Annotated in this window: 16 protein-coding genes and 1 pseudogene; 3 read left to right on the plus strand and 14 right to left on the minus strand. The window is 62.7% G+C overall.

Annotation, left to right across the window (positions count from 1 at the left end; genetic code table 11):
• Positions 1-6 precede the first annotated feature (6 nt).
• From ACAX61_RS15235 to ACAX61_RS15275, 9 genes and pseudogenes are all read right to left on the minus strand, one after another.
• Complete coding sequence (locus ACAX61_RS15235) at positions 7-705, minus strand: hypothetical protein (RefSeq protein WP_037448204.1); 699 nt, start codon at positions 703-705, stop codon at positions 7-9.
• Positions 695-1,183: a hypothetical protein gene (locus ACAX61_RS15240; protein ID WP_170170816.1), complete on the minus strand. Its 489-nt coding sequence runs from the start codon at positions 1,181-1,183 to the stop codon at positions 695-697. Before ACAX61_RS15240 ends, ACAX61_RS15235 begins: the two co-directional genes overlap by 11 nt.
• Positions 1,184-1,298: 115 nt before the next feature.
• Entirely contained in the window at positions 1,299-1,493 is a 195-nt protein-coding gene (locus ACAX61_RS15245) for a hypothetical protein (protein ID WP_037448208.1), read from the minus strand.
• 39 nt (positions 1,494-1,532) lie between these two features.
• Positions 1,533-1,883 (minus strand): DUF3768 domain-containing protein, encoded by a 351-nt coding sequence (locus tag ACAX61_RS15250; protein WP_037448212.1) that lies wholly within the window; start codon positions 1,881-1,883, stop codon positions 1,533-1,535.
• A pseudogene (locus tag ACAX61_RS15255) lies at positions 1,880-2,482 on the minus strand (hypothetical protein); the annotation flags it as partial. The pseudogene ACAX61_RS15255 and the gene ACAX61_RS15250, both read right to left, overlap by 4 nt.
• Positions 2,483-2,585: 103 nt before the next feature.
• Complete coding sequence (locus ACAX61_RS15260) at positions 2,586-3,044, minus strand: hypothetical protein (protein ID WP_292624067.1); 459 nt, start codon at positions 3,042-3,044, stop codon at positions 2,586-2,588.
• Complete coding sequence (locus ACAX61_RS15265; RefSeq protein ID WP_370715630.1) at positions 3,028-4,773, minus strand: integrase; 1,746 nt, start codon at positions 4,771-4,773, stop codon at positions 3,028-3,030. Before ACAX61_RS15265 ends, ACAX61_RS15260 begins: the two co-directional genes overlap by 17 nt.
• 67 nt (positions 4,774-4,840) lie before the next feature.
• Positions 4,841-6,658, minus strand: coding sequence for a site-specific integrase (locus ACAX61_RS15270; protein WP_292624071.1), 1,818 nt, complete (start codon positions 6,656-6,658; stop codon positions 4,841-4,843).
• Positions 6,651-7,793, minus strand: a complete 1,143-nt coding sequence (locus ACAX61_RS15275; RefSeq protein ID WP_370715631.1) for a tyrosine-type recombinase/integrase — start codon at positions 7,791-7,793, stop codon at positions 6,651-6,653. Before ACAX61_RS15275 ends, ACAX61_RS15270 begins: the two co-directional genes overlap by 8 nt.
• A gap of 203 nt (positions 7,794-7,996) precedes the next feature.
• Here ACAX61_RS15275 and ACAX61_RS15280 point away from each other — a divergent pair, with 203 nt between their 5' ends.
• The 3 genes from ACAX61_RS15280 to thcA are packed head-to-tail and all read left to right on the plus strand — an operon-like array spanning position 7,997 to position 10,310.
• Positions 7,997-8,485 (plus strand): TIR domain-containing protein, encoded by a 489-nt coding sequence (locus ACAX61_RS15280; protein ID WP_370715632.1) that lies wholly within the window; start codon positions 7,997-7,999, stop codon positions 8,483-8,485.
• Positions 8,486-8,490: 5 nt separating this feature from the next.
• The gene (gene thcB4, locus ACAX61_RS15285) at positions 8,491-9,651 is read left to right on the plus strand and encodes a Thoeris type III anti-phage system protein ThcB4 (RefSeq protein WP_370715633.1); all 1,161 of its coding nucleotides are present in this window, start codon (positions 8,491-8,493) and stop codon (positions 9,649-9,651) included.
• 2 nt (positions 9,652-9,653) lie between these two features.
• Entirely contained in the window at positions 9,654-10,310 is a 657-nt protein-coding gene (gene thcA, locus ACAX61_RS15290; RefSeq protein WP_025160956.1) for a Thoeris type III anti-phage system protein ThcA, read from the plus strand.
• A 16-nt stretch (positions 10,311-10,326) separates the two neighbouring features.
• Here thcA and ACAX61_RS15295 read toward each other — a convergent pair whose 3' ends face one another.
• From ACAX61_RS15295 to ACAX61_RS15315, 5 genes are all read right to left on the minus strand, one after another.
• On the minus strand, positions 10,327-10,881 hold the full coding sequence (locus ACAX61_RS15295; protein ID WP_370715634.1) for a toll/interleukin-1 receptor domain-containing protein: 555 nt from the start codon (positions 10,879-10,881) through the stop codon (positions 10,327-10,329).
• 46 nt (positions 10,882-10,927) lie between these two features.
• On the minus strand, positions 10,928-11,533 hold the full coding sequence (locus tag ACAX61_RS15300; RefSeq protein ID WP_370715635.1) for a TIR domain-containing protein: 606 nt from the start codon (positions 11,531-11,533) through the stop codon (positions 10,928-10,930).
• A gap of 91 nt (positions 11,534-11,624) precedes the next feature.
• Complete coding sequence (locus ACAX61_RS15305; protein WP_370715636.1) at positions 11,625-12,038, minus strand: hypothetical protein; 414 nt, start codon at positions 12,036-12,038, stop codon at positions 11,625-11,627.
• Between the two features lie 61 nt (positions 12,039-12,099).
• On the minus strand, positions 12,100-12,480 hold the full coding sequence (locus ACAX61_RS15310) for a hypothetical protein (RefSeq protein WP_037448218.1): 381 nt from the start codon (positions 12,478-12,480) through the stop codon (positions 12,100-12,102).
• Positions 12,473-13,297, minus strand: coding sequence for a Mom family adenine methylcarbamoylation protein (locus ACAX61_RS15315; RefSeq protein WP_037448220.1), 825 nt, complete (start codon positions 13,295-13,297; stop codon positions 12,473-12,475). Before ACAX61_RS15315 ends, ACAX61_RS15310 begins: the two co-directional genes overlap by 8 nt.
• Positions 13,298-13,311 lie beyond the last annotated feature (14 nt).

Genomic DNA, 13,311 nt, shown 5'->3' on the forward strand with positions numbered 1-13,311 from the left:
CTGCCCTCAGAGACGCAGCGGCGCTGGCATCGCCAGCCATTCGGGCTGATCGTCCGCGATCGGAAGGTCGAACTTCGCGGCCTCGGTCTCGCTGAACACGGTCGCCCGCGCAAGGCTGCCGAAGCCGTCCTCATTGTTCCAGAAGCTGAGGCCGGGTTCGCCGTTGCGCGTGGCAAGGACAAAACCGTCCGCGCCTTCGTCGCTCGCCCGGGCGATGGCACGATCGAGCATCAGCGAGGTGTGGCCATATTCGATCGTGTCGGCGGTTATCGCGACATAGCCGCCGCCAAACTCGCCGGCGCGCAGCCTGTCGCAATCCGACGCCCACTCGAAACCGAACGGCAATGCCGACGGGGCGCAGCGCTGGATGAGCTTGGCCGCGGTCTCCACGCCGAACTGCTCGCCCGATAAGAAGACCACGACCACGCCGTCCGCATCGGGCCCGGCGAAGTCGATGTCGAAATCTAGGCTCGGATAATTTTCGTCCCGGAAGAGGTCGAGCAGCCCGTCGAACGGGCTCTCCGGCGTGCGCGGGAAGAGCGCGGCGAAGTCCGCGCCCAGGTCGCGATAGTGGGCCTCGAGCACGTCGAGGCCTATCTCGGCATCGTCGATCATCTCGATCGCGCCGACGACGCGGTGAAGAAGATCGGCCTCAGCGCTGGTGACCGCAATGCCGAACGCGGCCTTGGTATAGCTATTGGACATGACGGCCTCCGTGGCTGGCGGGGTTGTCGGCATCGACACCGCGGACGACGAGCGGCGGCACGGTGAATTCGGCAGTATCGAAATGCGCGAGGACGGCCTCGAACGAGCCGAGCATCTCGATCTTGCTTCGGCTGATGACGACCTCGTCATCCTCGGTGACCGCGTAGGACGTGATGCGCTCGTCGCCGGTCGAAACGACGCGTTCAGGTCCCCACTGGCCGGAATAGCCGCCGCACCATCGAACGAAGGGCAATCGATGGGAAAGGCACCAGCTTTCGAGATCGTCGAAGCTGCCGCCGGCCACCTCATGGGCGAAGAGGCTGAGCGGCTCACCCGCGACATGATGATGCGCTTCGAAAGGCTCGCCGTCCCATTCGATGGCGAGTCGCTCGCTTGCGATGATGTCGACCAGCTCGTCGAACTCGGCGGCGTTGAGCGTGCCTCCGACGATGATCGAGGCGGATACGCGATCGGCCATATGGACCTCCTTCGGTTGTGCGCGCCTCGGCGCGCATGAATTGACCGGCACGCGCTCGGCCGCCCCGCCCGGGACGGACGCATGCTGCCCGGCCTCGGTTGCGGAGCATTGCGGCTTATCCGCCGCTGCGCCGCATCCGGTGCTGGACGTGGCGGGCTGCGCCTTCGGCGCTGCTGATCGCCTTGCCGGCGGCCGACGCCGCCTGGCGGGCGCCAGCCTGGCGGAGAAGAGTCCGCGCTTCGCGCAGTCGTTCGACCGCGATGGCGATGGCCTGCCCGTGCTCGGGCGTGGCCGGGGTGATCCGGCGCATATCATTCCTCCGAAAGGGATGGAGCGGCGCGCGAGGCACCTAATCGTCTTCGGGCAGCATGATCGTCATGACCCGTGTCGTGACATCGGGGTCGCCCGGATCCTCGGAGCCCCATTCGAGCGAGCGATCATAATAGTCGATCGCAAAGCGGATCGCCCTGCCCCTGAACAGGACCTCGCCGCGGCGGCGTTCATCGCGCTCGTCGGCCGCGAAGGCGCACCGGTCGATCGCCATCAGCAATTCGCCATGGGCGCGCAGCGTCGCGTCGGGGTCTGAGCCTTCGGCGAGCGCCGCTGCGCAAGCGGCGGTGATGACGATCCGCGCCGCCGGATCGAGACCTTGCCGGACGCGATCGTTGAGCGTGGCGATGCGGGAGAGCTGGTCTGTCATTCTGCCTCCATCAGGCCGGCATTGAAGGTCGCGATCCAGGCTTCCATCGTCGGACGCTCTGAGACCGGCACGAGGCTGGCCGCGTCCTGGAAACGGATCAGGTTGGTCGGGGCGTCGCGGCGGATCGCCGCGATCTCGGCCTCGGGAAGGAGCCGCTCCGCCCGGATAAAGTCGGTAATCTTGCCCGGCTTGGTCTTGGTCGAGCGGCGCCACAGGCCTTCGACGGACCGGAGCCGGGGCTCGGCTCGGGCCTCGATCAGGACAATCAGGCGCAGGCACCAGGAGGGAAGCGCGCGAACCTTGTCAGGCCGGATCGCTCCGCAAAAGAAGCAGCTTGATTTGGGAGGCACCGGCAGGCCGGCCGAGACGATGCGCGCCACGCAGCGATCGCGGGTCCAGCCCCATTCGCGCAGCGGATAGCGGCACTCGAACAGGGGGTCGTCGATGGCGGAGGCGTGCGCGTAGCGACGACTGTCGGCGGGCGACGCATCGTAGCCGATCAGGCGAACGACCTTCTGACCGCGAGACCAGGCGGTCTGCGCCGGCGCCCAGTCGCGAAGGTAGGCATCCTGCGGCGCGACCTTCCATTTGAGGCTGCATTAGGTCTGGATCGACCTGTCTTATTGGCCTCGCAAAGCTCGCATTTCCGTCGTTCCTTCACCCTCTCCCCTTGCATGACGCCCGATTAGGGCGTGACCGCCTTCAGGCAGCAGAGGGATCGGGCGCTTCGGCGTTGGTGCGGATCGGAACGGGCCGGCGCATCCGATCGAGTTCCTGCACGAGCTGCGCGTTGCGGCGTTCGAGCCGTTCCGCCCGCTGCTCGGCTTCGACAGCGCGCTTCAGCAGGCTGGCATTATGTGTCGCAAGGGCGATGTTCCTGGCTTCCGCATCGCGAAGAGCAGAGCGTGTGCGATCAGCCTCGCCTGCGGCCGTTTCAGTGGCCGCCTCACGCTGCGACTGAAGCTCACGCAGGGCGTCGAGAACGCCGGCATGGTGGGTATAGATGATGTTGCGGCCGACCCCGGCTGCTCGTGCGAGCCCGGCGACCGTTGGCGCGGTGGACGCGTTATTAGCGAGGACGCCAAGGGCTTCGCGCAGGCGTGCATCGGTGTTCGCCCGCCGACGGGCCTGTGGGGTGGACAGATCAGTCTCGGACGCCATCGGCATTTCCTTTGTCGAGCTGGGCCAAGATGCGGAGAGATTCCTGGATGCGTGCTTCGGCAAGCGCGCGGCTCTCGGCATCGAGGTCATCGCGCTGGGTCAGCACGGTGTTACGTTTAAGGCGCGCCTCCCAGACCGGCCTATGCCGGTCAGTCACGGCGAAGTTGGCGCAACTTGAGCAGGTGCTTTGCGTGCGAAGCCCTGGGTTCGGCTCGCGCTCGCCGCCGAGGCAAGCGGATGTCTCCCGGCGGTAAAGGCAATAGCCCCAGTCGCAGACGCCGAGGCGCATATCCGTTTCGGCGAGGATTTCGGTAATATAGGCATCGACATCGCCCGATCCCGTGCGCCCGCGGAACGGCGATCGCTCGGAGAGCATGACGCCCGCCTTCCCCGCAACGTGCGGAGCCAGGAGCAGGTCTTCCAGCGCCTTGCGGGTTTCTTCGGCGGCCTGCTCGTCGATCAACTCGGCAAGCTCGAAGTCGGTGCCGACATAGGCCCGGTCGGTCATCGCGCGGTGGACATGCCCGAGATGGCGTTGCAGCGCCGTCAGGCCAGTGCGGTCGCGCCGCCCGATGAACCGCGAGAACGTCTTGCGCCCCTGATAGGTGGTCAGGCGCCAGGTGCCGCCTTGGTGGTCCGGCAAGGCGAGGAACGGCGCAAGCCGCTCGTTCAAGCGGACATTGACCATGGGTGACCGCAGTCGGGCGACGGGCATCATCGTCGGGAGCGGTGATCGTCCCCGACCGAGCTGGTGGAGCCAGAGATTCTTCTCGCCGCTGAGTTCGCGGAGCGGAGCGGAGAGACGCTCGAGTATGTGGATTGCGCGCTGGACCGGCTCGGGCGCGAGCCAACGGTGGAGGTCGCCATGTTCCGTCAGCGACGTCTTCGTGATCGTGCCGACCAGATAGACGTGTTCCTCGCCGTCTTCGTCGGTCGCGCGCCGTTCGAGGCAGCCCTCTTCAAGCCTGAGTATCTCGGAGGCGCGCGCGCCAACAAGATAGGCGATGACGGTGAAGCAGGCATCGCCAAGCCGGTCGAGCATGAACGCCAGGCGGCGCAGTGGCCATTCCGGATTCGGATACCGATCGGCGCAGGGACATGGCTCGGCCAGCATCGCGCGTCTGATATGCCAGTGGAGCATTCGTCCCTGGTGCCGTGGTCGGAGCCGTTCATACAGGTCTGCGAGACGGTCGCGCAGGGCGATTATCTGGTCCGCCGGATCGCCGAGCAACTCGATTGCCCCGCTGATCAGCGGCACGGCGATCTCGTCAGGGGTATAGGGATGACCGCCATAAGGCTTCCAGTGCCGCTTCCCGACCGAGGCGGCGCGAGGCGGTGCCGTCGGCGGCGCGTCGTCCAGCTTGTCGCGCTGCATATGGAAGGTGCGGATCGTGCCGAGATGGCCTTCGGCGGTGCTGAGCGAGAGCAACGCGCCGTTCCTGCCCGGGCGCGCGCGCAGCATCGCCACGAAGCGACCCACGGTGTCCTGATCGAGATCCCTGAAGCGTCGGACGTTTTCCGCCGCCATCCATCGGGCAAGGAAGCGGATATGACTGAAGTGGCCGCGGATCGTTTCCTTTCGGAGCGGCATCCGGCCTTCGGGTGGATCGTGCCGCAGCGAGAGCAGGAACAGTTCGGCCGCGTGCCGGAGCGGCGTCCACTGATCGTCGCTGAACCGGCTTCCGTCCGGCATTTCGAACCCCCAGTTGAACGTCATCGCGGCGGGCACGCCTTCGTTCCCGAGCAATGGAGCCGGAACCTGGGTGAACCTGGATGTCGGGACGGAGGCCATGAGGCTATTCCAGATCCGGCAGCGAAGGCAGGGCGCACATGAGCCGTTCGGCGTCTGGCATCATCTCGGGCGGGAATGCCGGTAGCAGGTCTTGCGTCAGCACCTGAAGGCTGGGCGCGTAAAAGAGGCCGAACCGGATCGGGTCGATCCGCTCCCGCGCAGCTTCAAGATGCCAGGTGGCCTGGACGATCCGCGCGAGATGATCCGGGTCGATCGGGACGATCAGGCCCGGACAGGCAAGGCAGCCTCCCAGTTTCGGGCACACGCGACCAGGATGGGCATGTCCGCTGTCAGTCGGGCGAAGGCAGTCGTGGCCGAACAGCGCCGTCACCGGCGCGCCGGTATCCGCGCCTCTATGTTGCGAGCGATCCGAGATTGTCTCGCCGCGGACCCATGTGATCATCAGCGCCTGAAGTCGGGCGATCGTATCGCGTTCGAGGCGGCGAACGGCATCGCCGTCGACGTAGATATCTGTGGTGGCGACACTCGTATGATTAAGGACCGCCTTGGCCGCCATGATGTCGCCCTGCGATGCAGTATAATGGGCGCTTGCCATGCTGCTGCGGAACAGCTTGGGCGAGAAGTTGGGAAGCAGCGCACGAGGCTTTTCGGGATGCGCTTCGTTCCACGAGGCAATTGCAGCGTTCTGGCGCTCGTAGAAGCGCAACATTGCCGATCGCAACGTGGCCTGCACGATATGGCCGGCGTGATGATCACGCTCGAGGCGGCCAGTCGTCATGAGGAAGCGATGCAGGAACAGCCGATCGCGCCTGGACGGTTCCACATGCGGCAACAACGGCGCCGTCATCGCAAGGAGCTTTTCTATCAGGCGAGGCGCCGCATAGGGCCGGCGATTGTCGAATGACCGCCGTTGCATGCGTTTCACCTTACCGCCGGCGCGGGGTTTCACCCACTCTACCATGACGCGATGCCGCTCGAGCGGATGGGGCACCAGGCAGTCGCGCTTGATCTGGCGCAGCGGACCGGCATTTGCCGCCGTCTGGATCAGCAGCACGATATAGAACGCAACCAGCGTGTCGGTCGTGAGGTGGAGATAGCTTTCCAGCTCACGGAACCCGCCTGCGTCGGCGATCCGCTGCCGATCGGGCTTGTTAAGGTCCGAGCCTCGGGCGGGCGGCATGACGCCGTGGCCGAGGCGGTGGAGCTTCCATATCCAGCGATCCCGTTCGGCGGTCCGGCCACCACGGAGCGGCAAGTTCGGAAGAGCGACGATGGTTTGCCCGTGCTGGAACCTGTCCCAGGCAGTGTCGATCTCGGCATAGCAGACTGCCAGCAGGGCACGCATTGCGGAGGTCGTCAGCCTGTCTTGCGGTAGCCGCTGGACGCCGGCGAGCGGGATCGCATTGTTGGGAACGGCGAAGCCCGGTGCGAACAAGCCGGGATTGTCCGCGATCGCGCGCTTAAGGACCGGCCGGATCATACCGAGCTGACCGGATTGTGACTGGACGCCGCGCCTGCGCCCGTTGGTGGGCTTCGCCAGCCATGTAATGAACCGGCGGATCGTCGCCGTATCGAGATCGACCGCGCGCCTGACACGCCCATCTTCGCACAGGAACCTGCCGAACACGCGGAGCGCGAACCAGCGTGAGGTGCGGGTGGCGGCGCTGGACGCCACATCATGATCGCGGAAGGCGCGCGAGATAGCTGCGCTGATGTCGTCCGGCATTCCGAGCAGCGCCGGGTCAAACCGTTGAACGATCCTGCCCCATTCGTCGCGGAACTGGATTTCGGCGAGCTCCGCCGGATGGTCCGTCGGCGTCGGTTCGAGCCGAAGCGTCCGATCGAGGCGGTTCCTAACCATCGGCCGGGATCAGCTCGCCATAGAGATAGGCGAGGCTTTCGCTCAGGTCGCGCTCGTGCAGTTCGACACAGCGCAGATAGATCGCGGTCGTCGTGATCGAAGCGTGGCCGAGCAGCACCTGCACGACCTTGAGCGGGTTGAGGTCGGGATTGGTGCGGGCCTGGACCTGGAGACGGGCCAGCATCGCCATCGCAAAGGTGTGCCGGAGCCAGTGCAGTGTGCCCTGCAGCCCGGAAGCGGCAAACGCTTCGGCAAGCTGCGCCGTCAGGAGCTTGCGCCTCATCGCCCGTCCATGCTCGTTCAGCAGGAGATTGGACGGCGCGCGATAGCGCCGGTCGGAACGGCGGATACGGCGGACGATCCGGGCGCGTTCCTCGCCGATATACCAGTGTGTGTGATCGAGCAGCCGAAGCGGCGGATAGACCGTCCTCGGCCGATCGCCCTTGGTGATATGCAGCGGCACGCCGACTAGCGGATCGCGGTCGAGGTCGAGCGGCCAGCTATCCGGGATCTGTTCGACGGCGAGCGCTGAAAGTTCCTTGCGGCGCAGACCCGCCCCGAGCGCCCATTGCGCGGCTAGTCGGGCGGTGGGCCTCAGATGCGCAAACAGCCGCGCCAGTTCATCGGCGCGCAGTGGCCGTGGCAGCTTTTCGGGGCGCGAGACGGTCAGCTCATTGACCTGGCGCCGCTGCAAGCCCGGGCGATAGGCGCCGTCGAGCATCAGCGTCATCTTCTGAGTCAACCGGCACGGGCAGTGGTCGATCAGCCCCTTATCGAACGCCCAGCCATAGAAGCGGCAGACGGTCGAGACACGCGCATTGATCGTGGTCCGGGCATAGGGCCGCCCGGTATGCGTGCTGGGATTCTCCAGCATCCGGTTGCGATAGGCAGCGATGACCCGTTCGTCGGCTTCGCGCCATTCGATCCCCGATTGTTCGAGCGAGTCGAACCAATCGTGGAGATGCTCGCCGTAGGTCCGCACAGTTTCCGTAGCGTGGGCGCGGCCGCTTAGCTCTGCATGCTCCATGAGCCAGACGAAGGCCGGCTCGATGATCGCCATGTCGGCGTCGAACAGAATCGGGAAGCCAGCGGGGACATTGGGCACGCCAGAGGCAGCCCGAATCACTGATACCACGGGCCATCTCCCTCGCCCGCACAGGTGCGATTTCGAAAGTAAAGCAACATGCTCGATTTGGCCGAAGCATTTCGATGGAATGGGCGCTTTCCTCGCCATGCCGAAGGGTGTCGCTGCGACCAGCTACCCCAAGCACTCACCGTGCCTGCTGACACCTGGCGCCCGCCTTGATATGAGTGAACGAGGATCGAGGGGGGGAAGCGGTGGCGCGTCGGGTATTCTTTAGCTTTCACTATGACCGTGACGTTCGACGGGTCGTGCAAGTCCGCAATTCCTGGGTGGTTCGTCCAGGTGGCGAAGCGCAGCCTTTCTATGACAAGGCAGAGTTCGAAGAGGCAAAAAGACGCACGGGCGGCATAGAAAAATGGATCGAGGAGCAGCTCAAAGGCACGTCCGTGACGGTGGTGCTGTTTGGCGCGGAGACGTATGACCGCGAATGGGTCCGGCACGAGATCAAGAGAAGCTACGAGCTTGGGAAAGGTCTATTGGCCATCGACATCCATAGCGTAAAAGATCCGCAACTCGGGACTGATCGACAGGGGACCAACCCTCTCAGCTATTTTACAATAAAGCAGAATGGTCGAGATATTCCGCTGTCGAACCTATACGGGACGTATGATTGGGTTCGGGATAACGGCTATGCCAACATGCCGGCTTGGATCGAAACTGCAGCAAAAGCGGCCGGTCGCTGACATCAATGAGTATTTATGAACTGGCCATACTTGGCGCCGCAACGCCAGAGGAGCGCGCGACACTGACAGCGACGCTCACCGATATCGTTTCCGACTTTGGATTGACGTTGGGGGACGATATAGTTGTGCATAATGCGGAATCGCTGGGTGGGCGGCACAAGCCAGCAGCATTCGCAGGTGCATATTTTGGAGGAAATGCCCAACAAGATCTCGAAGCGGCCCAGGACCTGATCCGAGCGAGCGCGCCCATCATTCCCACGATTGCCGCTGGCGCAGACTTCAATGCTCAGATCCCCCAGTGTCTCCAGCCCATCAATGGGCTAACGCGGCGCGCTGACGATCCAAATATGACTGAACTCGCGTCGGCAATGCTGGAATGTGTGGGTTTGCTTCGTCGACAGCGACGGGTTTTTGTGAGCTATCGGCGCGTGGAATCCCGAGCAGCTGCGTTGCAACTTCACGATCTCCTTGCGTCCCGCGGATTCGACGTATTCTTGGATACGCACGACATTAGGCCCGGCGATCCGTTCCAAGATGTGCTTTGGCATAGGCTCGTCGATTCTGATGTTATGGTTATGCTCGACACGCCTACCTATTTCGATAGCCGCTGGACTCGACAGGAAATAGGAAGAGCACGCGCGAAAGAGATTCAGGTCCTTCGTGTAATTTGGCCTGAGCATACGCCAAACAAGCTGACCGATCTTGCAGAGACTATATATCTTGACCCAAAGGAACTCGAAGGGCCGGATGGCCCAATAGTAGCCCAAACGGCAGATACAATCGTCCTGGAGGTCGAGCGGCTAAGAAGCCGCAGCATCGCATCTCGATATATGTCGATTACCGGCAAGCTTCGCGCCGACGTCGAAAAAATTGGTGCGTCAGTGGAAGGCGTCGGTGCACATCGGGCCGTCGCCGTGCGGTTGCTGGACGGCGAAAAGATCTGGGCATATCCGATCGTCGGAATCCCCACGGCTGAAATTTTGAACGACGTGGCCGATAAGGCGCGACGAGCGGAACAGCAGGAGATACCGGTACTGGTCTACGATCATATCGGCATCCGTGATGCATGGAATGCTCATCTCCGATGGCTTGGGGATCATATTCGCGCGGTCCGTACGATTAAAGTTTCCGAAGCCGGATGGGCTCTTGCGGCATGGGAGAATTGACCATGACTGAGGCCATTTTTCTTTCGGCGGGCGTGCCAGATCCGAAGCGAGGCCCACAATATGCAGCGACTGCTGACACCGTCGCGATTACAGCCGCAGTCTCCGCTTTGGTGCACGTCACACTTGGTCGCAGACTTCTTGTCTGGGGTGGTCAACCCGCAATCACACCGATGATCTGGGTGGTCTCGCAAGACATCGGAATAAATTACGGACACTGGGTCCGGCTCTACCAGTCTCGCCATTTCAAGGATGAGTATCCCGAGGACAATGAGCGGTTCAACAACGTGGTTTATACGGAAGAGATCGAAAGGGATCGGGAAAAGAGCTTGCTGAACATGCGTGAACGCATGTTTTCCGAACACAAGTTCAAAGCAGCAGTTTTTATTGGAGGCATGGGAGGAATTATACAAGAATATGAGATGTTTCGACGCCTGCAACCCGAGGCTGCAGTGATACCGGTAATCTCCACGGGCGGCGCGACGCTTGACGTAGGAGCGCAAGTTGAGTCTTTAGCGCCCGACCTAACGGAAGACCGGGACTATGTTGCGTTATTTCACCGCCACCTTGACGTTTCCGTCCGAGAGGAGCGCTTCGAAAGCCCGGCCCTCCAACCAGCTGTCGTTGAGGAGCGATTTTGGCAGCCCCCTGCCACTGCTTAAACGGGGTGGGAACTCATCATTCGCCAGCAAGCCATTCGCTAAGCTCCGTAGCTGTGTTCCTTTTCTCGTCGAGAACCATCCAGACACGCTTTTGATGACCCTGTAGATCCCCCCAGACAATGCGGCGGTATAATCCCAGATACTCCCACGACGCCCACGCTTGCTCATGCGAACTGTCGGATGCTGGGAACAGCGCGATCTTCGTCAGCCCTTTATAACCATCGGCCACGCCCAACTCCCAGAGCACCCAACGGCTGTCCTTGCTATTCTTGCTTGCTAAAAGGACAAAGCGCTTGGTCTGGCGAATACGGCTCTTTAGCAGCTCCGCCGTTTCCTCCGTCGTGTATGGGGGCATTTCCGGGTCGATTTCATCAACATAGACCCTGGCTCCGTGCCCTTCCAACACACGAATAGCGCCAACGACCAGATCATCATCTTTGCTCGAGTGCGAAAGAAATGTGGTGCCTGAGAGGCTACGGGAAGCAGCAGATTTTCTGAGGCTTGCCTGTTCGCTAACATTTAACTTATCAGCGAAATTCCGAAGCTCGGATTTTGTAATGTATTCGATCATAATCGAAACTCTGTTATCGGATATAGACCGAACTCACGGAGCTACCTCAGTTCTTTGAGCGGATCGCTATCGCGTCCTCAATCCAGCTCTCGATTCCGTTCTTGATCGAATCATAGACTGCCTTGCTATCTGTGCCGGAAGGGGTGACCAGCTTCGCTATAGACGATAGCTTTTTCCCGGTATTTCCATAGCCCACTTCGTCAAACGGATTGCTACCAGCCGTGCACGAATTCCCGTCGTGGCCGAGAAGTTTGTTTATCCGAATACCGACCACTCCTTTGCCGGCATCCCAGCCTTTAACGATCTCGCGGATTACCCAAGGCCGGTTCGCTGTTTCAGAGCCGACAAGCACCACCACACAGCTCTTGCCGTACATGTTGTCATCGATCCATTTTTCGATGGAGGCCTTGCCCTTCCGCTTGACCTCTTCCCACGCATTCGCGGTGCAAAGAGTCTGCCCTTCAAGAGCACCGATGTTACGCACTTGCTGGGTGCGCCAAAAATCGTTCGCGAAGTGAAAACTGAAGAAAACGCGCCGCGCCATAAGGCCCCCTTTTGTTCTCCGGTCTTCTACAAGCCCAGCCTTTGTTTCGCCAGTGAAATCGATCCTGAAATGATCTGCTCGCGAATGAAGTGCGGTAATTGAGTCCAAGCGGATTCATCCGGCAATCAGGCGTCGCTGCGCGACGCGAGTGACGGGCCGACCACCGCCAGCTCTTTGGGTTAGCGCGGCGGTCGGCCCGTCACTCATCGCGAGCAAAAGAGACAGTCTCTGAAGCCGGACCTAACGAGCAGCTATGTCGGCCCAGGCTGATGCTGGGAAGCGTTGCGTTGGTGAGCACATTGGCCAGGATCGAGTAGTAAGGCGGCCAGTGTTTGAAGCGTCGGGGAACGTACCGGACAATCTCATAGGGGATGCCGCGCGCCGCCATCCACGCCGCCATCATCTCCTGATAGGCATAGGTCTCGGGCTTCTCGGCCCCGGGATCGGCGGACAGGACGAGATCAGGAGCCTCGCCGCGGGCCTCCAGCTCCACGAGCAGCGCGGTGGAATCGACGCCGATACCGTAGGCGAGGACGACCGGTGGCGGGGCGGAAACCAGGATGTAGTCGGGAGACCGGGCCATCCCGGCCTCGGCGTGAGGAAAAGCGGACATGAAGGATGGCCTCGGATCTTGAAGGCGGTCATCGCCTCCGATCCTCCAGACCCCCCTCCCCTCATTCCTGGCGGCTGGGCTCGCCCAGGAGGATGACGGCGATCGACGGCTTGTCATCGGCATCGAGCTTGCGGCTGTCGAACACCTGTCGGCCGCCGAGGCCGATCGTCAGCATCTCGAAGGTCGGCGAGATGCCGCCGTTGGCGTTCGCGATGTTCGTGCCGTGATCGTGATACTGGATGTCGACGAAGCTGGGCGGCGCGCCGCGCTTGTGCTCGCCGAAGAAGAACGTGACCCTTCGCCCGTCCGACGTCTTCGCCGTTATCGTGAAGTTGCCGTCGGGGATGTCGACCGGAAGCGTCGGCACGTCGTTGAACCGGGCAAAGCCGATGCTCTCGGCATCGGCCGCCGTCATGACGGGGAGGGTCGTGATGTCAGCCATGGTTGGTCTCCGCATCGACAGGAAAGAGCGGCAGCGTGGGGTGCCGGATCGGAAGAGCCTTGGGATAGGGCAACCGGGGGAGCGCGCGGCCTCGGCGGCGCGCCTCTCGGGTGAGCTCGAAGCAATAGGCATAGAGCCCGGCTTGCTGGTGGGCGAGGAGATGCCGCTCGCGTTGAAGCCGCCAGAGCCAGCGGCGCGGCTCCTCGCCTATCGACGGCCTCGGGACGCCGAGCGCGACCAGCTGGTCGATCGCACCAGCATGTCCTTGCTCGCCGAGACGAATTTTTGAGAGGGTCCGTCCCGAGATGGTGATGTCGCCGACGCGGAGCATGGTACGCGGCCTCGTGATCGCCCGGTGCGCGGCCGAGAGCGCGCAATAGACCCGGCCAATATGCCCGGCGCCGGGGTCGCTATACGAGACCACGGCCTCGATTCCCGGCCGTTCACGGCGGAGGTGCCGGAAGGCGCGCGCCACGAAGAAGCTCTCGCCGTTCTGCGGCACTGCGTCGGTCAGGATGAGACGGGCCAGGACGCAGCCGCGTGCGGGATCGTCGAAGCCGGTGTGGCGTGAGATCACGGCGCCGGTGGTCGGCACTGCGAAAACGGCGACGCCTTCGAGAGCACCACTGCGATCGAACAGGCCGACAGCGACTTGGGCCGCCGGATAGGTCGGGAGGTAGTGGTGCCGTGCGATGAACGCGCGCGCCACGGCATGGTCGATGACCTCGACCCGATAGGCGCTTGGATCGATGAGCTCGAGGTCGCGCGCCCATAGCGCGCGCCGCTCGCGCCATCGCTGGCTGCGGTCGGTTTGCATGAGGTGATGATCCG

The sequence above is a fragment of the Sphingomonas sp. IW22 genome, from assembly GCF_041321155.1.
Lineage (GTDB): Bacteria > Pseudomonadota > Alphaproteobacteria > Sphingomonadales > Sphingomonadaceae > Sphingomonas.